Here is an 18,799-nt window from a genome sequence, read left to right on the forward strand (position 1 = left end):
TCAGAATGGGGCTTGCCCAGCGCCTGCATGATATCACTGAAAACCCGACCTTCGGTCGGTTCATCACAGGTGTCATCATCTTCAACGCCATCCTGCTCGGCATGGAAACCTCACCGACGCTGATGGAGGCCGCGGGTCCCTTGATCGTGGTGTTGGACAGCCTTTGCCTAACGATTTTCGTGGCCGAGATTGCGATGAAACTGGTCGCCACAGGGCGCCGGTTCTTTACCAATGGTTGGAACCTGTTTGACTTCATCGTTGTTGGCATCGCTCTGATCCCAAGCGCCGGCGGTCTGTCGGTGCTGCGGGCGCTGCGGATCCTACGGGTGTTGCGGGTAATTTCAGTCGCGCCACGGCTGCGTCGGGTGGTCGAGGGTTTCATCTCAGCTTTGCCGGGTATGGCCAGCGTTTTCCTGCTGATGGCGATTCTGTTTTACATCGGCGCGGTAATCTCGACCAAGCTGTTCTCGGGCACATTCCCGGACTGGTTTGGCGATTTGGGCCTGTCGGCCTATACGTTGTTCCAGATCATGACGCTGGAAAGCTGGTCCATGGGCATCGTGCGCCCGGTGATGGAGGTTTATCCCTATGCGTGGATATTCTTTGTGCCATTCATCATGGTTACGACATTTGCAGTGGTGAACCTGTTGGTTGGTCTGATTGTGAATTCAATGCAGGATGCCCATCACGCCGAGGATGAGGTGAAAACCGATGCCTATCGTGATGAGGTGCTGGAAAGGCTGGAATCCATCGAACGCCGCTTGCTTGAGCAGTCGAACAGCAAAAAGTGATTTCAGTTTTCTGGATTTCTGGCATAATCACAAAAAAAAGCAGAAGCAGGCATTAAACATGGATCGTCGAGCATTTGGAATGGGTGCTGTGGCTACGCTGGGTCTTTCGGCCTGCGCCTCGGCCAACCCCAGATTTTTGGCCTATGATGGCCCCGAGGTGACCTCTATGGTCATCAACAAAAGCGCGCGGAAGCTTTATCTTCTGCACAATGAACATGTCCTCAAGGAATATAAGGTCGATCTTGGCTTTGCCCCCAATGGCACCAAAACAAAACGCGGCGACGGCCGCACGCCAGAGGGCACCTATCTGATCGACCGGCGCAATCCCAAAAGCCGCTATCACCTGTCGCTGGGGATTTCCTATCCGGATTCGAAGGATATCGCAGAAGCCAAGGCTGCCGGCGTTGATCCGGGCGGTGACATTTTCATCCACGGCGAGCCGAAAACCCGGTCCGAGAAAAAGCGTGCCAAGAAGCAATCGGATTGGACGGCAGGGTGCATCGCTGTCAAGAATGAAGAGATCGAAGAGATCTATGCGATGGTGAATCGCGGCACAGTGATTACGCTGCGCCCGTAACCGGCTTCCAGACGTCAAACCCGAATTGCATATAGTCGCGCTGGTAGGTTTCGGCCGCCAGCGCCTCAAGTTTGGTGTCATAGATATCGCTCAGTGAAAACGGGATATCTGGTCTGGTATTTCCGGGCGCGGGCGGGCTGTCATGACCCAGCCGCCGCGCCAGATCCGGCAGGGCAGTTGCAATTTCTTCCTCGCGCAGGATCAGATCCGGCAGGGCAAAACCGACTACGCCCTCCAACACCTGCGCCTGACTGCACCAAACGCCGTCAACGCGCACAGGGGTTTGTCCCGCCAGGTTTTGCCGCAGGAAGGTCAGAAAAGCCGAGAATGCTTCATGATGCTGTTCGATGGGGTAGTTTTCAGCGCGTAACTGTCCGGGGATCGGAAGCTTGAACCGGTTGCGCAGCATATTGCGGATTTTCAGATAGGCGCCGGGCTCGGTGCTGAGGATGTAGGAACAAAAGGCCGAATGTGCGCGTACCAGCGGGTGCCGCACCACGGTGAATTTGCGATGCCCCGGATGATCCTGTAACCACTGGCGGGTCTTTCTGCGGTTTTGATCAGTGATCAGGTCATCCGCACTGATTGAATCAAGCGCAGCCATCCATTGCTTCACAACCCCTTCAATGCCGCTCCGCACGGGCAGATACATTAACGGGGTTTTCGGCGTGGCGACATAGGTCGCAACGGCCGCGCCACGCCGGGGTTCAAAATTCGGAGTTCTGTGCAGGCTGAAACTGTCGATGCGCGACAAGGCCTGTTCGGTCTCATCAGGGTTTGTCACCTTGGACAAGGCCGGCTCAGGGTTTTGGGGTTTGAGCGTGTCGTCGATCGTGGTCAACCGACCCGATACCCCAAGCCAGGCCGCCAGGCCGTTCAGGCTGTCGAGCCGGTTCAGATCGTCGTAAGCGATGAAAAAGGCGGTTTGCCCGCTGGCCTGAAGATGATGCAGCAAAGTCAGTTGAAAGGCCTGTTGCTGGTCCAGATAGTTTTCGAACTCACGAGGGTTGAAGGCGATCTGCTCGGTGCGCCGCCGTTTGACGTTTTTCAGCTGCCATTGCTTGGTCTCGCGCGCAATCTTCAACGAGATATAGCTGTCCAGAGGGTTGCGCGTCAGAATGATCTTGGCGCAACTCGGGTCATCCAAAACAGGCTCTAACACACGCGGATCGTGGCCCTGAAAAAAGCGAAACCCATTCATTTCACCCTCAGCTGATCGGATGGCGTTCAGCAGGGTTTTAGGGTCATTGTCGCGTTCTTCGAGAGTGACGCCCAGCAGGCTGTCCCCTTTTAGCCTGCCAATGAAATGAGGATTGAAGGCCTCACCATGGCTGGAGACACCTTCCAATGCGTTCAGATTTGCCTCAAGCAGGTTCGATCCGGTCCGCATGGCGGCAAGTATTACGAAATAGTCGAATTTGGATGACATGAAACGCTATTGCACCAGATATGGTTTTCGATAAGGCCTAAGTTGCCGGCCAAAAATGTCATCGGCTGGAAAATCTCCCATAAGATAAGGGTGCATACCCTGGTTCTTCAGGTTTTGCAGGAACTTCCCGAACCCGGACAGGTCGACCATCGTAGGGGCTTGGGTCAGGTGGCTGGGGTTCTGGCATCCGGTTTCTTCCAGAATGGATTGCAGAGGCTCCATCGGAGATTCCACAAACTCGGCCAGCGACCAGGTGCGCACTTTGGCCTTGGTCCAGACCGAAGTTAAAACCTCAAGCTGTTTGGTCTCGATTTGTTGCAGGCGGGCGGCTTCGTTACGGATATCCGCGAAATTTCCATTCGAACGGAACAGGGGAATGGCCCAGGCGCCTGTGACAACGGAAATCTGCGCATTTGTGTCGCGCGCCAGAAACCAGTTGATGTCCTGCGTATCCGTGGGGCCAAATTGAAAGCACTGCTTCTCGCCCCGAGTATTCCAGATCAGGTTCGACAAAAACGCCGTAGGATTATAGTCCCGCAGGCTGGCACAATCGCTTAGTGCGCCGTTGACCAAAGGCGCTCCGCCGGCGAATTCCGCACGTTCGGGACCAAAGAGGTGACCGTGGACCTTTGTTCCGGTGGCTTCCGATAGCCAGGGCTCGAAATCTGCGAACAGTTCGGTAAACCCCTGGAATACCGAATAGGGGAACGACGTCAGTCCGTTCTCGCTGCCGTGGCGGGGAAAGCGGCTTTGCATATACAGGCCATCCCGGCCTCGGGTCCTGCGATCGACCGCTTTCGAGAATAACCGGTCGATCTTGCCCGGGTTGGGTTCTGTAGGCTTCATCGCATGTGCCTGGTTGGTCAGAAACGCCTGATAAAGCCGATTGGCCTGGGGCCAGATCTTGCGTGCTACAAAACAGTCCGACCGTCGCAATAGCTGTAGATGATCGTCATAAAAGATATGCGGGCGACCTTGATAATCAAATTTGGACAGCGTCAGGGAGCGACTTTCGATATGTGTTGAATAAAGCCGGGTTAGGGTCTGAAAATAGCTTTCGTCGGGAATCCAGACGCGCCGGAAATAGCGGTCATATGTTTTGCGTTTGGGATCTTGCAGAATGGCCGACAGCGTTTGACGGGTCAAGCACCACCATTGACTGCCCATATGCGGCACCAGACCTTCGGGTATCGACCGTCGGATCCCGATGGTCCGCTGTAGCTTTACGTAAGCGTCGAACAATTTGCGCTGTTTACGCCACGAGAACGGAAATCTCAGCGTAAATCGTTCCTGATCCAGTCCGCCGATCGTCCAGCTTACATCAGCTGTTGTCGCGCTTTCGATAAAGTCGACACGGGGCCGTTCCGCTAGATATGTGACCAGCTCATCGACGGGCCGTAGCGGCAGGCAGGCGCCCGAGGCCAGAAAGATATGGTGTACATCGGGAAAGGCCTCCAGCATCAGTTCAGCCGCTGATTGCGAGGCTGCAACAATGCCCCAACCGCCCCAGTTGCAGGTGTGGCGCTCCGAGAACCGGATCAGAGGTTCGTCCGCACAGGAGGCTACAAAGTCATCAAAAACAGTGTCCGCAACCTTGCGGTCGACATGGATCACCACCGGGCAGCCGGATGCCGCCCAATGGCGCGCGACCTGTTGCGCCCTTGGAAGCGCGGCATGCACCAGCATGATGACGCCAAGGCTGCTCATGCCCAGTTCCCTTTCGACATGAGGCCAAGAATCTCAAGCTGTCGCCAGTTGATATAAGCCTCGGACCGGTCGCACCAAAACACCGGACGGTCGTTCAGCCCTTCGGCATAGGCGCGATATTCGCCGGACCCGCGATAGTGCTGACGCCGCTCCATCTCTTCATGTGCCTTGTCACCCAGGGTGTTGATCAGCTTGGCATGCAGCAACGCCCCGCTGGTTTTTTCGCCGCCCCAATCGTCATAGACTTGGTTCAGCCCGCGTGGCAGCAGCGAATGGGTCGAACTGACATAGACATATCGACGGTCCCACTTGACCAGCGGTATCTTGTTCAACGCAGGCGCCTTTTCCGGAGCCTGGCGGAAAAAGACACGGGCGCGCGGCCCACCCTGTATCCAGAGATTCCCGTATTCAGGGTTTTTGCTGATCACATAATTCCCGGCATCGAACCAACGGGCAATCTCGAAGGGGTCTTGCCCCTCACGATAGGGTTCGGCATCTACCGGGCCCTGCGGGTACATGTCGATCAGCATGGTGCCGAAACTGCGGACGGCACAGCCATCAAGCCAGTCGGTCAGGGCACGAATGGGCCGTGTGTCGCAGAACGGATAGATGAAGAACTCATCCGGATCGACCGTCAGAACCCAGTGCCCATCGGCGTATTTGCGCAGCAGATAGTTCGACCAATCAGTGCCATATGTGGCCCGCTTATAGCTTCCGTTGGACTGCCAGACCGATACGTCCGGCTGACTACTCAGAAACTCGCGGGTGCCGTCGTCGCTGTTGTTGTCCACAAACAAAAAGCGATCAACGCCAAGTTTTCGGTAATATTCCAGAAAATAGGGCAGGCGGATTTTTTCGTTTCGCACTACGCTCATCAACAGGATGTCACCGGGTTGAATGGCGTTGGTTTTGTCGGAAACCGCTTCTAATTCGCGTCGTTTGCGAACGCAACGCAACAGGCGGCGCTTGCGCCGCAATCTCATTCGGTATGAATCCAACAGGCTCACGCGACTGCCCAACCTTTGTTAATACGCGAGCATACCCGGGGCCTGAACAAGCCAGAGTGGAGCCGGGCGAATGCCATTTTATGCCACTTTACCATCTAATGAAGCAACGCATTTAAAAGTAGTTAGTCCGAAACGTTGTTTTTCCAGTCAGTTTTGCCCATCAAGCCAAGCTCACACAGTTGGCGCCATCCGATATATTCCACCGATTGTGGATCCCACATGATCGGGCGGTTAATTATGCCATCATAATAGCTGTCGAACTCCGCCGGGTCGTGAAAATGCTGCGCTCGGGTTTTCTCGATTCTTGATTTGATGACCACCTCGGGCAGGAACTTTGTGTGCAGTAGCACGCCCGACGGGCCGTGGCTCCCCGGTCCGTCATAGGTGGCGTTCAAATCTCGGGGCAGGGCGGAATGGCAGGAGTTCACGTAAGCATAGTGCCGCGACCAGCGTACCAGCGGTATTTTGTTTAAAGTTGGTGACCGCTCGGGCCGGTCAGCAAAAAACACGCGTTCCCGTGCACCGCCCTGAACCCAGAGATTGCCCAGCGGCGATTGCCGTTTGGCGCGCAACGGGCCTGGATCAAACCAGCCCAAAACTTCGGTCGGGTCGGTTCCGGGGTCATAGGGCTGTGTGCCGAGCTGATCTTTGGGGTACAGGTCCAACATCAAGGCTCCGAAAGCGTCGCGCCCCTGCACCTCTAGCTGTTGGGTCAAATCCTGCAGCGGATGGCTGTCCCATTCGGGATAGATAAGCAACTCATCCGCATCCACCATCAAAGTCCAATGGCCGTGACCAAATCGCATCTGTAGCCAGGTCAGCCAATCCAGCCCGTATCGTGAGGCGCGATAGCTGGCATCGGTTTGCCACAAGGATACATCCGGTTGATCTTTCAGATATGCGACCGAGCCATCATCGCTGCCGTTGTCCACGATCAGAAAATGATCAACGCCCAGCGTCCGGTAGTGATGGAAATACCAGGGCAGGCGCGTGATTTCATTTCGCAGGGTGGTAAAGACCAGTATCGCACCCGGGCGTATCTGGTCGGTTTGGTCGACCAGTTGGGTTAGCTGATGGCGGCTGCGAAAGGATCGCCACAACAGCCGCCTGCGTTTCAGGCGCAAGCGATAGCGTTGCACCCATCCGATTGGCGGCAGGGTATCGCTCACGCGGCCCTCATCTGTCGTAATGCCCGTTCTGATGCCAGCGCCAGGCATCGGCAATCATCGTCTCTAACACGGACCTTTTGGGGGACCAGCCCAGTTCTTGCCCGGCCCTGTCCGAGCCCGAAACCAGCTTGGTGCAATCTCCGGTGCGGCGCGGGCCGATGGTATAGGGCACCGCGCGATTGGTGACGGATTTCGACTGGTCGATCACTTCCATCACCGAAAAGCCAGAGCCCGTGCCCAGGTTGAAAACGCGGCTGTCCTTTCCCTGTTCCAGCCATCGCAGCCCCAGAACATGCGCGTCAACCAGATCGCAGACATGCACGTAATCGCGGATACAGGTGCCATCGGGCGTGTCATAGTCGGTTCCGAACACAGTCAGCCCGTCGCGCTTGCCGTCAATCGCATCCAACATCAGCGGAACCAGATGGGTCTCGGGGCGGTGGAATTCGCCTACTTCTCCGTCCGGATCGGCGCCAGCCACGTTGAAATAGCGAAAAATCACATGGTTCATCCCGTGAGCGGCCTGGAAATCACGCAGGATATCCTCGATCGCGCGTTTGGAGGCGCCGTAAGCGTTCAGCGGCTGCTGTGGCGTGTTCTCGTCCAGCACCACATTGTCATGTTCGCCATAGGTGGCGCAGGTCGATGAGAACACGAAATCCAGACATCCAGCCGCCACCGCGGCCTCGATCAGGGTCAGCGAACCAGTGACATTGTTCGACCAGTATCTTCCGGGTTCCGACATCGCCTCGCCCACCTGGCTGAGCGCTGCGAAATGCATCACGGCGGCGGGTTGATACTTGGCGAAAACCTCATCCAGGCGCGCCCGGTCCAGCAGATCACCCTGTGCGAACGGGCCAAATTTGACCGCGTCCTGCCAACCGGTGATCAGGTTGTCATAGGTGACAGGTGTGTACCCGGCACGAGACAGTGCCTTGCAGGCATGGGATCCGATATATCCGGCACCGCCGGTTACAAGGATATGTGTCATATCAGATCCCGTTATTCCGGTTTTTCAGGGTGCGACAGCCTGCGGCACTCAGTCCAGCCCCATCGCGGCCATCATCTCTTCAAGTTTGGGAACGTCCTGCGGATTGTTTAGTTCCCAGAACTGGCGGCCTTTGGATTCGACTTCAACACACAGAACCTTACGCCCGTTTTCCATGAAACGCAGCTGTTCCAGCCCTTCCAGTTGCTCTAATGGACCGACAGGCCAAGACGGATAAGCCGCCAGCGCGTCAGGGCGGTAGGCATAGACGCCGACATGGTGAAACACCGGCGTTTCCTCCCCGCCCGCATAAGCCTGTGAAGTAAAGGGCACGACCTCTTTCGAGAAATACATCGCGCCGTGATCAGCGGCGAAAACGGCGGTTGTTCCACCGACGCGCCCGTGTTTGCGGTCATTCAGCAGGCTGTTGAGCGCATCGCCGTCGCAGCGCAGAACCGGAGTGGCCACCCCAGCCTTGGGTGCGGCACGCAGACCGGTGATCAGATCTTCGACGAACCAATGCGGGGTCAGCGGTGCATCGCCCTGCAGGTTCACCACGATGTCATAGCTTGCGCCCAGCACATCATGCGCTTCGGCGCAGCGTTCGGTGCCATTGCCACAGGTTTCCGAGGTCATCACAACCTCGGCCCCGAACCCTTCGGCCACCTCGCGAATGCGGTCGTCATCGGTGGCAACCACAACGCGGTCCACGCCCGAGACCGAACTGGCCGCGCGCCATGACCGCTCGATCAGAGTCATTGCATTGCCACTGGCCCCGGTGAGCGGCACCAGGGGTTTGCCCGGATACCGGGTCGAGGCGTAGCGGGCGGGAATGGCGATCAGAACGGACATCAGGCCTCCTTCAGGTCTACACCCGGAGCGTAGGCGATAAAGAACGGGTTTGCATAGCCGTCCTTGCCATAGGTCAGCGGCGCATGATTGTCGAACCGGACAACTTTGCCGCCCGCACCTGTCAGCACGGCGTGACCTGCTGCCGTATCCCATTCCATCGTGCGGCCAACGCGGGGATAGATATCTGCCTCGCCCGTCGCAATCAGGCAGAACTTCAGCGACGAGCCCGCGCTTTTGCTGTCCTGCACTTGATATTTGTTGATGTAATCGTCGGTCGCCTCGTCACGATGTGACTTCGAGGCCACGACCAAAAGCGCGGAATTGTCTGGATCAGAGACCGAAATCGGAGCCACGGCGCCGGGTTGATCCTTGTCCAGCGCGCCGGTTTCCTCGACCGATTGCCCGTCGGCCAAAGTATAGAACATCCGGCCGCGGGCTGGCGCATAAACCACGCCGCGCGTTGGGGTGCCGTTTTCGACCAGCGCGATATTAACGGTGAAATCGCCACGCCGGTTGATGAACTCTTTGGTGCCATCCAGCGGATCAACGATCAGGAACGTATCGCCTTTTTCAGAATGCGAGGCGGCCTGTTCCTCGGTCACTAGCAGGATATTGGGGAACGCCGCGCGCAGACCGGCCGAGATCAGCGCATCGGCGGCCTCATCTGCTTCGGTCACGGGGCTGGCATCGGATTTGACCTTCACGTCAAACCCATCCGAGTTATAGATGTCCATGATCGTATCGCCCGCTTCCAGGGCCAGACGTCGGATGACGGGGATGAGGGCATCATAGGTCACAAAAAAGCTCCGTTCCTGTGATTTGTTGATCGAATAACCTGACGGCCTTATGCTGTGCTGGTTACGGAACGGCAAGAATTTCGTGCCAGATTGCAGGCAATAATACAGGAAAGACGCTTCGGGTGTTTTATTACAAGCGAAACCGGTCGCTTATAGGCGGTGCGTTTACGACGGCGGAACTGGTGTTTCACGCCGTGGTCCGGAATGTCCGATCTCAACACAGCAATGCTGTGCTTTCGGTGCTTATCAATATTTTCCAGGTTCTGGTGCTGGTGAGTGTGTTTTACGTGATCATGTCCCTTCTTGGCGCGCGCGTTGCCAAAATCCGGGGTGAGTTCATTCTGTATCTGCTGTCTGGGGTTTTCCTGTTTCTGACGCACATTAAAGCCGTCGGTTCGGTTTCCGGATTGGACACGGGTAATAACCCGATGATGCTGCATTCGCCGATGAACATGATGGTCGTGCTTATGGCTGCCGCTTTCGGGTCGCTGTATACTCAGGTTTTGACAATCGTCATCATCCTGTTTGTCTACAGCGTATCGGTTGCTCCGCTGGAAATTCAGGAGCCCGGTGGCGCCTTTGCCATGCTGATGCTGGCCTGGTTCACGGGCTGTGCGGTCGGCGTGGTGTTCATGGCGATCAAGCCCTGGTTTCCGACCACTGCCACGATCATGAGCACAATTTACCGGCGCCTGAATATGGTGTTCTCGGGAAAAATGTTCGTCGGCAATGCGCTGGGCGGGTTCATGTTGACCATGTTCGCCTGGAATCCGTTGTTTCACATTATCGACCAGTGTCGGGGTTTCGTTTTTCGGAATTACTATCCGCGCAATACCAACTGGGAATATCCTGTCTGGGTCGGGTTGGCTCTGTTGTTGATCGGCTTGCTTGGAATTTTCTTTACCCGCCAGCATGTGTCGCAAAGCTGGAGCGCACGCCGTTAACCCGCCACGCGCAGGGTCAGGTTGATCCGCCCGCCCTTTGGCAACAGTTTTGAAGACCCGAAACGAATGCGATCTACCCCGTGATAGGTTAGGCGCGCGGGTCCGCCCATCACAACAACATCGCCCGAGCCAAGCCAGATCGATTCCGTTTTGCCCCCTCGGGTCGTGTTGCCAATGCGGAACAACGCGTCGTCACCTAATGAGATCGAAAGGACCGGCCAGGAAAAATCGGCCTCGTCCTTATCCTGATGCAGGCCCATTCGCGCCCCTTCGCCATAGTAGTTGACCAAGCAACAGTCGGGGTCACGTTCGAGGCTGGCAAGATCGCGCCAGATATCCAGAATGCAGTCTGGAATGGCGGGCCATTCCATACCCTTTGGATGGTGCGGCTGGTACCTGTACCCGTTCTTGTCAGTGACCCAACCCAGCGCCCCGGCCGAGGTCATGCGAACAGACATTTCCTTGCCCGAAGGGGTGGTCGGGCGGAACAAAGGTGCTGATTTCAGAATCGGACGCAACAGCGTGATCAGCTGTGCCTGGGCAGCTCCGTCAAGGTAAGCTTTCCTGATTTCAAAACCGCGTAAAAGCAGCCGCGCCATTCCAGATTCCTCAATCCTTGCCAAAACCTTGCTAAAAAGGCTGCAGATTCCTGAAAACCTGCATTTGTGAATGCTTGCAGGCCCCTGTTCCCGTCCTTATATACGCCGGGACGCGCGATGGTGTAGGACCATTGCGCAAATCAGATCGGGGCCAGATGCCATAACGGGTCGGGCCTCGGGACATCGCCTTGAAGAGAAAGGGATTGAACATATGGGAAAAGTAATCGGGATTGACCTCGGCACCACCAACTCGTGCGTTGCCATCATGGACGGCTCGCAGCCAAAGGTCATCGAAAACGCCGAAGGGGCGCGGACCACGCCCTCGATCGTCGCCTTCACCGAAGATGAGCGACTGGTCGGTCAGCCTGCGAAACGCCAGGCGGTCACCAACCCTGACAACACGGTTTTTGGCGTCAAACGCCTGATCGGTCGTCGTGTGGATGATGCCGAAGTCGAAAAAGACAAGAAAATGGTACCATACGCCATCGTTGATGGCGGCAATGGCGACGCGTGGGTCGAAGCCCGCGGTGAAAAGTACTCCCCAAGCCAGATTTCGGCCTTCACTCTGGGCAAGATGAAGGAAACCGCTGAAAGCTACTTGGGTGAGGAAGTCACACAAGCCGTTATCACCGTTCCGGCCTATTTCAACGACGCACAGCGTCAGGCGACCAAAGATGCCGGTAAAATCGCCGGCCTGGAAGTGCTGCGGATCATCAACGAACCGACAGCTGCCGCTCTGGCCTATGGTCTGGACAAGGAAGAAACCCAAACCATCGCGGTTTATGACCTTGGTGGCGGTACCTTCGACGTAACCATTCTGGAAATCGACGACGGGTTGTTCGAGGTTAAATCGACCAATGGCGACACCTTCCTGGGTGGTGAAGACTTTGACATGCGCATCGTCAACTACCTGGCGGATGAGTTCAAAAAGGAACACGGTGTCGATCTGTCTGCCGACAAGATGGCCCTGCAGCGTCTGAAAGAAGCTGCTGAAAAAGCCAAGATCGAACTGTCCTCGACTTCGCAGACCGAAATCAACCAGCCGTTCATCTCGATGGGGTCGAACGGTCAGCCGCTGCACATGGTCATGAAACTGACCCGTGCCAAGCTGGAATCGCTGGTTTCGGACCTGATCAAAAAGTCAATGAAACCCTGCCAGGCCGCGCTGAAAGACGCAGGTCTGTCGGCTGGCGACATTGACGAGGTTGTTCTGGTCGGCGGTATGACCCGGATGCCGAAAGTGATCGAAGAGGTCACCAAGTTCTTCGGTAAAGAGCCGCACAAGGGTGTGAACCCGGACGAAGTGGTTGCCATGGGCGCCGCCATTCAGGCCGGTGTTCTGCAGGGCGACGTTAAAGACGTTGTTCTGCTGGACGTGACACCGCTGTCGCTGGGTATCGAAACGCTGGGTGGCGTGTTCACCCGACTGATCGACCGCAACACCACGATCCCGACGAAAAAGTCTCAGGTCTTCTCGACCGCCGAAGACAACCAGAACGCCGTGACCATTCGCTGTTTCCAAGGGGAACGTGAAATGGCTGCGGACAACAAGATCCTGGGTCAGTTCAACCTCGAAGATATCCCGCCAGCACCGCGCGGCATGCCGCAGATCGAGGTGACTTTTGACATTGACGCCAACGGCATCGTCTCGGTTTCGGCCAAGGACAAAGGCACTGGCAAAGAGCAGAAGATTACCATCCAGGCATCGGGCGGCCTGTCCGACGAGGACATCGAAAAGATGGTCAAGGACGCCGAAGAGAACGCGGAGGCCGACAAGGAACGCCGCGAGCTGGTCGACGCAAAGAATCAGGCGGAAAGCCTGATCCACTCGACAGAAAAGTCGATGGAAGAACATGCCGACAAGGTTGATCCAACAACCATCGAAGCCATCGAGCTGGCGATTGCCGCGCTGAAAGACGAGCTGGAAACCGAGAATGCCGACAAGATTAAGTCGGGCATCCAGAACGTTACCGAAGCGGCCATGAAGCTGGGCGAAGCCATCTACAAAGCGCAAGCTGAAGACGGCGAAGATGAACCTGCCGCTGCGGATGCTGCACCGGGCGAGGATGACATCGTCGATGCCGAGTTCGAAGATCTGGACAACGACAAGCGTAGCTAACGGGTAACCGGGCCAATTCGGGCCGGTCCGGTCACCGGGCCGGCCCGATTACGTTGAGGCAGAAGGAAATACTGATGTCAAAACGCGACTATTACGATGTGCTCGGCGTATCCAAGGGTGCATCAGCGGACGAGATCAAGAAAGGCTTTCGCAAGAAGGCCAAAGAATTACATCCCGACCGCAACAAGGACAATCCGGAGTCAGAGGCACAGTTCAAAGAAGCGAACGAGGCCTATGACGTCCTGAAAGATGCTGAACGCAAGGCGGCTTATGACAGGTTCGGTCATGCTGCATTCGAAAATGGCATGGGCGGCGGTGGCCGACCTGGCGCTGGCTTTGGTCAGGGCGACTTTTCCAGTGCATTCTCGGATGTGTTCGACGACCTGTTCGGCGATTTCATGGGCGGCCAACGGGGCGGGGGCGGTGGACGTCGTGCCGCACGCGGTTCGGATCTGCGCTATAACCTGCGCGTCTCGCTGGAAGAGGCGTATTCAGGTCAGCAGAAAACCATCAATGTCCCGGCAGCGGTTGCCTGTTCGTCCTGCGACGGATCTGGGGCTGAAGGCGGTGTTGAGCCCACCACCTGTCCGACCTGTTCGGGTATGGGCAAGGTGCGTGCGCAACAAGGCTTTTTCACAGTAGAACGCAGCTGTCCGACCTGTTCGGGCCTGGGTCAAATCGTCAAGAACCCCTGCAAATCCTGTCAGGGTGCGGGCCGTGTTGAAAAAGAACGCGCTTTGTCAGTTAACATTCCAGCCGGTGTCGAAACCGGCACGCGCATTCGTCTGGCCGGTGAAGGCGAGGCTGGAATGCGCGGTGGCCCTCCGGGTGATCTATACATCTTTGTAGAGGTCTCAGATCACAGGCTGTTCGAGCGTGACAGCGTGAACCTCTATTGCCGCGTGCCGGTCAGCATGGCCAAAGCCGCGCTTGGTGGTTCGATCGAAGTTCCGACCATCGACGGTGGCCGCGGGCGTGTGCAGATTCCAGCGGGCAGCCAATCGGGTCGCCAGATGCGACTGCGCGGCAAGGGCATGCCAGCCCTGCGCGGCGGCGGTGTTGGCGACATGTTCATCGAGCTGGCCGTGGAAACTCCGGTAAACCTCACCAGCCGCCAGAAAGAGCTGCTGCGCGAGTTCGACGACCTGGGTGAAGACAATCACCCGGAATCCAACAGCTTTTTCTCCTCCGTCAAATCCTTCTGGGACGGGATGAAGGGCTGAAGTCTTTTCCCAAAAAAGGGGGCGCTGCCCCCGCGACTCCCCCGAGGTATTTAGGGCCAGATGAAGCAGGTGATCCGCTCTTCATCGGGCTAAAAATACCTCGGAGCGCGAGGCAGAGCCTCGCAAATCTCCGCTTGATTATTGTCGCCGCTCCTGAGATGGTCCGCGCAACCGTTGGGGTGCCTTGTTCGCAAGGCTGAGAGGTGCAGCTGCATCAACCCATCGAACCTGATCCGGGCAATTCCGGCGGAGGGAACGGTCTTATGAATACAGACGTTTTCCATCCTCCGTTGTTGCCCCTAGAAGATGGAGCAACGACATGGCAGCTATTGCCTTGACCATTGCAGGGTCCGACAGCGGAGGCGGGGCCGGAATTCAGGCCGATCTCAAGGCGATGTCGGCGCTGGGCGTTTACGGGGCTAGCGTTGTTACGGCAGTGACTGCGCAGAACACCCGGGCCGTGACGGCGGTTCATGGCATTCCCCTTGATGTGATCCGCGCACAGATCGACGCGGTGCTGAGCGATCTGGATGTTGGGGCGATCAAGATCGGCATGCTGGCAACCCCCGAGATTATCGAGACCGTGGCAGATGCCTTGTCAGGCTATGCGGGACCCATTGTCTTGGACCCTGTCATGATCGCGAAATCCGGGGATGCTTTGCTGGCCGGTGACGCGATCCAGACCCTGACGGACCTTCTGATACCACGCGCGACCGTCCTGACACCCAATTTGCCCGAAGCTGGGCGGCTGCTTGAGCAGAACGAAGCGCAGTCTCCGGATGAAATGGTGGCTCAGGGGCTGGCCCTTTGCGCAAAGGGTGCCGCGTCGGTTTTGATGAAAGGCGGGCACGGTAAGGGCGAGATATGTCATGATCTGTTGGTTGACGGCTCGGGTTTGGTGGATGAATTCACGGCGCAGCGCCGGAATACAAAGAACACCCATGGGACCGGATGCACCTTGTCCTCGTCCATATCCGCCGGGCTGGCCAAAGGTCTGAGCTTGCGGGATTCCGTGGCAGAGGCACATGCTTATTTGCAAGGCGCTATCGCCCAGGCTGATGGGCTGTGCGTGGGCCGGGGCCATGGTCCGGTGCATCATTTCCATCGGGTCTGGCCAGCGTGAGGATCTGGTCTGTCATAGGGGCAGGCGTGGCCGGTTTGGCTGTTGCGTCCGAATTGGCCCATCGCGGCGCACGGGTGCAGGTCTTTGACCCCGCCGGCCTGCCGGGTCCGCATGGCTGTTCTTGGTGGGCCGGGGGAATGCTGGCCCCGTGGTGCGAGTTCGAAAATGCCGAAGAGCCGGTCTTGCGCCTGGGGCAGGGTGCTTTTGACTGGTGGGCGACCCGGACCAAGGTTCATCAGCGCGGTACTTTGGTCGTTTGCGGTGCGCGCGACTTGCCGGATTTGCGTCGGTTTGGTCGTCGAACGCAGGGGTATCATGAGGTAAATCAGCAGGAACTAGCCACATTAGAGCCTGATCTACATGGTTTCGGCAAAGGTCTGTATTTCAAGGACGAAGCCCATATAGACCCACGCATGGCGCTGCAGGATGTGTTCGACAATCTTATCGCGCGGGGCGTTGCCTTTCATCGCGAACCCGCCCCTGCTGGGTTGGAGAACGCGATTGACTGCCGTGGTCTTCAGGCGCGGGACGCCTTGTCTGATCTTCGGGGCGTGAAGGGTGAGATGCTGGTGATCCGCTGCCCTGATGTGGTGCTGACCCGGCCCGTGCGCCTGTTGCATCCCCGGATGCCGCTTTACATCGTGCCGCGTGGCGATGGCATCTACATGCTGGGCGCGACGATGATTGAATCCGAGGATAAAACCCGCATCACCGCGCGCTCGATGCTGGAACTGCTCAGCGCGGCCTATGCGTTGAACCCCGCTTTTGGCGAGGCCGAGGTGCTAGAGATCGGCGTCGATCTGCGCCCGGCCTTTCCCGACAATCTGCCTCGGATCAGGCGTCGGGGCGGGACGATTTACGCCAACGGGCTGTACCGCCACGGGTACCTGCTGGCACCTGCGCTGGCCCAAGGCGTTGCCGATCTGGCGCTTGAACACAAACATTCGGAGATGGTCGATGAAGATCGTGCTTAATGGCGAGCCGCGCGAGGTGCGGGCCGAGACCCTATCGGAATTGCTGATGGAATGCGGCTATTCGGGCCGTGTCGCCACTGCGGTGAACCAAGAATTCGTGCCCTCAGGGCTGCGTGTTGCCCATGCTTTGGCAGAAGGGGATCGGATCGAAATCGTCGCGCCGATGCAGGGGGGCTGAGGATGAAATCCTTTTACGGAACCACATTGCCCAACCCGCTGATGCTGGGCACGGCGCAATATCGCAGCCCGGCCATTCTGGAACAGGCCTTTCGCGAAAGCGGGGCGGGTGTCGCCACGGTCTCGCTTCGCCGTGAATCCGGGGCGGGGCAGGCATTCTGGCAGATGATCCGCGATCTGGGCGTGTTGGTGCTGCCCAACACCGCCGGATGCCACACGGTCAAAGAGGCGGTGACCACCGCCCATATGGCGCGTGAGGTCTTTGATACCAAGTGGATCAAGCTGGAACTGATCGGCCATACCGACAGCCTGCAGCCGGATGTGTTCCAGCTGGTCGAAGCCGCGCGCATTCTGACCAGCGACGGATTTCAGGTCTTTCCCTATACGACCGACGATCTGATTGTTGGCGAACGGCTGCTTGCCGCCGGGTGTGAGGTGCTGATGCCATGGGGCGCGCCGATTGGGTCAGGGCGGGGGCTGAACAATGAATATGCCCTGCGGGCGATGCGGGCAGAATTCCCGGATGTGCCCTTGGTGATTGACGCTGGTATCGGTCTGCCCAGCCACGCGGCCCACGCGATGGAGCTGGGCTATGACGCTGTACTGCTGAACACTGCTGTGGCCCGCGCCGGGGACCCCGTTTTGATGGCCCGCGCAATGGCCCGCGCGATCGAGGCCGGGCAACTGGCCCATCAGGCCGACCCGATTGAGGCGCGCGATATGGCGGAACCTTCGACCCCGGTTATCGGAAAGGCGTTTCTGTCATGACACTCGACCGGTTTTATCCGATCTTCGATCATTCGGACTGGCTGCGCCGGATGCTGCCGCTGGGCATCAAGTTGGTACAGCTGAGGGTCAAGGACCAGCCCATGGATGTGGTGCGTGACCAGATTGCCAAGTCGCGTGACCTGTGCCGCGCAAATGGGACAGTTCTGGTGGTCAATGACTATTGGCAGGCGTCCATCGACGCCGGCTGTGACTGGGTGCATTTGGGGCAAGAGGATCTGGACGAGGCCGATCTGACTGCCATCCGCAAGGCGGGTTTGAAACTGGGCGTGTCCACCCATGATGATGATGAGTTAGAGCGCGTGCTGGCCATGGACCCCGACTATGTGGCGCTTGGCCCGGTCTATCCCACCATCCTGAAAAAGATGAAATGGCAGCAGCAGGGTCTGCCCCGCGTCACAGAATGGAAAGCGCGCGTTGGTGATACTCCACTGGTTGGCATCGGCGGGATGAGCGTCGAGCGTGCACCAGGTGTCCTGCAGGCTGGGGCGGATATCGTCTCGGTCGTGACCGATATTACCCTAAATACCAACCCCGAGGCGCGTTTGAGTCAATGGATCGAGGTCACCAGATGAGCCGATATGCTCGTCAGACGCTGTTGCCAGAGGTTGGGGCCGAAGGGCAGGCGCGCCTGTCCTCGGCCTGTGTTCTGGTGGTGGGTGCGGGCGGTTTGGCCGCCCCGGTCCTGCCGTTGCTGGCCGGGGCTGGGATCGGGCAGATCACGATCCTGGATAGGGATCAGGTTGAGCTGTCCAACCTGCATCGGCAGACCTTGTTTTCTGAGACGGATTGCGGACACCCCAAGGCCGAGCGTGCGGCGGCACGGTGCAAGGCGATCAATGGGGACATAGACGTCAGCGGCAAAAAACAGGCTCTAACAAGCGAAAATGCTGGCAACTTGGTTGCTCAGGCGGATGTGATCTTGGATTGCGCAGACAGCTATGCGGCCAGCTATATCCTCTCGGACACTTGCTTGGCGCAGGGCAAGCCGCTGATCAGCGCCTCGGTGCTTGGGCTGTCGGGCTATGTCGGAGGTTTCTGCGGCGGCGCGCCGTCATTGCGCGCGCTGTTTCCCGACGCGCCGGACAGCGGGGCAAGCTGCGCCACCGCTGGTGTTCTGGGCCCGGTCGTCGGGACGATTGGCGCGATGCAGGCACAGATGGCGCTGAACCTGATCCTTGGGCTGACGCCCTCGGTGCTGGGTCAGATGGTTCAGTACGATGGTCGGACACTCCGCAGCACGGCCTTCCGCTTTGATAATGCGCCCGAACCGAACAGCTGTTTCCGGTTTCTCTCGGCCGGGCAGCTGACGACAGATGACCATATCATCGAGCTGCGCAGCGCCGAGGAATCCCCGCGCCCGGTACATCCTGACGCGCAACGGATATCGCCGGATGATCTGAGCGATATCGACCCTAATAAGGGCAAAAGACTGGCATTGTGCTGTGCTACCGGATTGCGCGCCTGGCGCGCTGCCGAACGAATTCAACCGAATTGGCCGGGCGAGATTGTTCTTGTCGCAGCCTCAACTTCGTGA

Annotated in this window: 19 protein-coding genes and 1 riboswitch; of the genes, 11 read left to right on the plus strand and 8 right to left on the minus strand. The window is 57.9% G+C overall.

Going from position 1 to position 18,799, the window contains the following annotated elements; translation table 11 throughout:
* Positions 1-5: 5 nt before the first annotated feature.
* Together AC2FGB_RS16690 and AC2FGB_RS16695 are read left to right on the plus strand one after the other, a co-directional pair.
* Positions 6-791: an ion transporter gene (locus AC2FGB_RS16690; protein WP_271950705.1), complete on the plus strand. Its 786-nt coding sequence runs from the start codon at positions 6-8 to the stop codon at positions 789-791.
* A gap of 58 nt (positions 792-849) precedes the next feature.
* Complete coding sequence (locus AC2FGB_RS16695) at positions 850-1,368, plus strand: L,D-transpeptidase family protein (protein ID WP_142637369.1); 519 nt, start codon at positions 850-852, stop codon at positions 1,366-1,368.
* Here the strand turns inward: AC2FGB_RS16695 and AC2FGB_RS16700 are convergent.
* The 7 genes from AC2FGB_RS16700 to cysQ all read right to left on the minus strand — a co-directional run bounded on the left by AC2FGB_RS16700 (position 1,352) and on the right by cysQ (position 9,317).
* Positions 1,352-2,797: a nodulation protein NodH gene (locus AC2FGB_RS16700; RefSeq protein WP_496694361.1), complete on the minus strand. Its 1,446-nt coding sequence runs from the start codon at positions 2,795-2,797 to the stop codon at positions 1,352-1,354. The genes AC2FGB_RS16695 and AC2FGB_RS16700 overlap by 17 nt on opposite strands.
* Positions 2,798-2,803: 6 nt before the next feature.
* Positions 2,804-4,504 (minus strand): DUF5927 domain-containing protein, encoded by a 1,701-nt coding sequence (locus AC2FGB_RS16705; RefSeq protein WP_496694360.1) that lies wholly within the window; start codon positions 4,502-4,504, stop codon positions 2,804-2,806.
* Positions 4,501-5,487, minus strand: coding sequence for a glycosyltransferase family 2 protein (locus tag AC2FGB_RS16710; protein ID WP_142637363.1), 987 nt, complete (start codon positions 5,485-5,487; stop codon positions 4,501-4,503). Before AC2FGB_RS16710 ends, AC2FGB_RS16705 begins: the two co-directional genes overlap by 4 nt.
* Positions 5,488-5,633: 146 nt before the next feature.
* Positions 5,634-6,728 carry a glycosyltransferase family 2 protein gene (locus AC2FGB_RS16715; protein WP_496694359.1) on the minus strand — a complete coding sequence of 365 codons (1,095 nt, stop codon included), beginning with the start codon at positions 6,726-6,728 and terminating at the stop codon, positions 5,634-5,636.
* A complete protein-coding gene (gene galE / locus AC2FGB_RS16720; RefSeq protein ID WP_496690223.1) occupies positions 6,688-7,671 on the minus strand; it encodes a UDP-glucose 4-epimerase GalE in 984 nt (327 codons plus the stop codon). The genes AC2FGB_RS16715 and galE overlap by 41 nt, the downstream gene beginning before the upstream one ends.
* Positions 7,672-7,719: 48 nt before the next feature.
* Complete coding sequence (locus AC2FGB_RS16725) at positions 7,720-8,520, minus strand: 3-deoxy-manno-octulosonate cytidylyltransferase family protein (protein WP_281973403.1); 801 nt, start codon at positions 8,518-8,520, stop codon at positions 7,720-7,722.
* On the minus strand, positions 8,520-9,317 hold the full coding sequence (gene cysQ, locus AC2FGB_RS16730; protein ID WP_496694358.1) for a 3'(2'),5'-bisphosphate nucleotidase CysQ: 798 nt from the start codon (positions 9,315-9,317) through the stop codon (positions 8,520-8,522). The genes AC2FGB_RS16725 and cysQ overlap by 1 nt, the downstream gene beginning before the upstream one ends.
* A gap of 122 nt (positions 9,318-9,439) precedes the next feature.
* Here cysQ and AC2FGB_RS16735 point away from each other — a divergent pair, with 122 nt between their 5' ends.
* Positions 9,440-10,261 carry an ABC transporter permease gene (locus tag AC2FGB_RS16735; protein WP_142637353.1) on the plus strand — a complete coding sequence of 274 codons (822 nt, stop codon included), beginning with the start codon at positions 9,440-9,442 and terminating at the stop codon, positions 10,259-10,261.
* On the opposite strand, the gene AC2FGB_RS16740 is transcribed toward AC2FGB_RS16735, so the two are convergent.
* Complete coding sequence (locus tag AC2FGB_RS16740; protein ID WP_496694357.1) at positions 10,258-10,860, minus strand: alpha-ketoglutarate-dependent dioxygenase AlkB family protein; 603 nt, start codon at positions 10,858-10,860, stop codon at positions 10,258-10,260. The two genes, AC2FGB_RS16735 and AC2FGB_RS16740, sit on opposite strands and share 4 nt — an antisense overlap.
* A 211-nt stretch (positions 10,861-11,071) precedes the next feature.
* On the opposite strand from AC2FGB_RS16740, the gene dnaK reads away from it, so the two are divergent.
* From dnaK to AC2FGB_RS16780, 8 genes are all read left to right on the plus strand, one after another.
* On the plus strand, positions 11,072-12,979 hold the full coding sequence (gene dnaK / locus AC2FGB_RS16745; RefSeq protein WP_142637349.1) for a molecular chaperone DnaK: 1,908 nt from the start codon (positions 11,072-11,074) through the stop codon (positions 12,977-12,979).
* Positions 12,980-13,053: 74 nt separating this feature from the next.
* Entirely contained in the window at positions 13,054-14,202 is a 1,149-nt protein-coding gene (gene dnaJ, locus AC2FGB_RS16750) for a molecular chaperone DnaJ (protein WP_142637347.1), read from the plus strand.
* 165 nt (positions 14,203-14,367) lie between these two features.
* A riboswitch (TPP riboswitch) is annotated at positions 14,368-14,474 on the plus strand.
* A 47-nt stretch (positions 14,475-14,521) separates the two neighbouring features.
* Entirely contained in the window at positions 14,522-15,325 is an 804-nt protein-coding gene (thiD, locus tag AC2FGB_RS16755) for a bifunctional hydroxymethylpyrimidine kinase/phosphomethylpyrimidine kinase (RefSeq protein ID WP_281995829.1), read from the plus strand.
* Positions 15,322-16,299: an FAD-dependent oxidoreductase gene (locus AC2FGB_RS16760; protein ID WP_496694356.1), complete on the plus strand. Its 978-nt coding sequence runs from the start codon at positions 15,322-15,324 to the stop codon at positions 16,297-16,299. The genes thiD and AC2FGB_RS16760 overlap by 4 nt, the downstream gene beginning before the upstream one ends.
* Positions 16,283-16,477, plus strand: a complete 195-nt coding sequence (gene thiS, locus AC2FGB_RS16765) for a sulfur carrier protein ThiS (RefSeq protein WP_496694355.1) — start codon at positions 16,283-16,285, stop codon at positions 16,475-16,477. The genes AC2FGB_RS16760 and thiS overlap by 17 nt, the downstream gene beginning before the upstream one ends.
* A 2-nt stretch (positions 16,478-16,479) precedes the next feature.
* Entirely contained in the window at positions 16,480-17,244 is a 765-nt protein-coding gene (locus AC2FGB_RS16770; RefSeq protein WP_496694354.1) for a thiazole synthase, read from the plus strand.
* Positions 17,241-17,837 carry a thiamine phosphate synthase gene (locus tag AC2FGB_RS16775; RefSeq protein WP_496694353.1) on the plus strand — a complete coding sequence of 199 codons (597 nt, stop codon included), beginning with the start codon at positions 17,241-17,243 and terminating at the stop codon, positions 17,835-17,837. The genes AC2FGB_RS16770 and AC2FGB_RS16775 overlap by 4 nt, the downstream gene beginning before the upstream one ends.
* Positions 17,834-18,799 (plus strand): ThiF family adenylyltransferase, encoded by a 966-nt coding sequence (locus AC2FGB_RS16780; protein WP_496694352.1) that lies wholly within the window; start codon positions 17,834-17,836, stop codon positions 18,797-18,799. Before AC2FGB_RS16775 ends, AC2FGB_RS16780 begins: the two co-directional genes overlap by 4 nt.

This window comes from Ruegeria sp. CDSC021, from assembly GCF_059610845.1.

Coding starts and splice junctions, on each gene's coding strand:
- AC2FGB_RS16740 (WP_496694357.1), bottom strand. CDS start 10,860: ATGGCGCGGCTGCTTTTACGCGGTTTTGAAATCAGGAAAGCTTACCTT.
- galE (WP_496690223.1), bottom strand. CDS start 7,671: ATGACACATATCCTTGTAACCGGCGGTGCCGGATATATCGGATCCCAT.
- AC2FGB_RS16780 (WP_496694352.1), top strand. CDS start 17,834: ATGAGCCGATATGCTCGTCAGACGCTGTTGCCAGAGGTTGGGGCCGAA.
- AC2FGB_RS16715 (WP_496694359.1), bottom strand. CDS start 6,728: ATGCCTGGCGCTGGCATCAGAACGGGCATTACGACAGATGAGGGCCGC.
- thiD (WP_281995829.1), top strand. CDS start 14,522: ATGGCAGCTATTGCCTTGACCATTGCAGGGTCCGACAGCGGAGGCGGG.
- AC2FGB_RS16710 (WP_142637363.1), bottom strand. CDS start 5,487: ATGAGATTGCGGCGCAAGCGCCGCCTGTTGCGTTGCGTTCGCAAACGA.
- thiS (WP_496694355.1), top strand. CDS start 16,283: ATGAAGATCGTGCTTAATGGCGAGCCGCGCGAGGTGCGGGCCGAGACC.
- AC2FGB_RS16690 (WP_271950705.1), top strand. CDS start 6: ATGGGGCTTGCCCAGCGCCTGCATGATATCACTGAAAACCCGACCTTC.
- dnaK (WP_142637349.1), top strand. CDS start 11,072: ATGGGAAAAGTAATCGGGATTGACCTCGGCACCACCAACTCGTGCGTT.
- AC2FGB_RS16770 (WP_496694354.1), top strand. CDS start 16,480: ATGAAATCCTTTTACGGAACCACATTGCCCAACCCGCTGATGCTGGGC.
- AC2FGB_RS16695 (WP_142637369.1), top strand. CDS start 850: ATGGATCGTCGAGCATTTGGAATGGGTGCTGTGGCTACGCTGGGTCTT.
- AC2FGB_RS16725 (WP_281973403.1), bottom strand. CDS start 8,520: ATGTCCGTTCTGATCGCCATTCCCGCCCGCTACGCCTCGACCCGGTAT.
- AC2FGB_RS16705 (WP_496694360.1), bottom strand. CDS start 4,504: ATGAGCAGCCTTGGCGTCATCATGCTGGTGCATGCCGCGCTTCCAAGG.
- dnaJ (WP_142637347.1), top strand. CDS start 13,054: ATGTCAAAACGCGACTATTACGATGTGCTCGGCGTATCCAAGGGTGCA.
- AC2FGB_RS16700 (WP_496694361.1), bottom strand. CDS start 2,797: ATGTCATCCAAATTCGACTATTTCGTAATACTTGCCGCCATGCGGACC.
- AC2FGB_RS16775 (WP_496694353.1), top strand. CDS start 17,241: ATGACACTCGACCGGTTTTATCCGATCTTCGATCATTCGGACTGGCTG.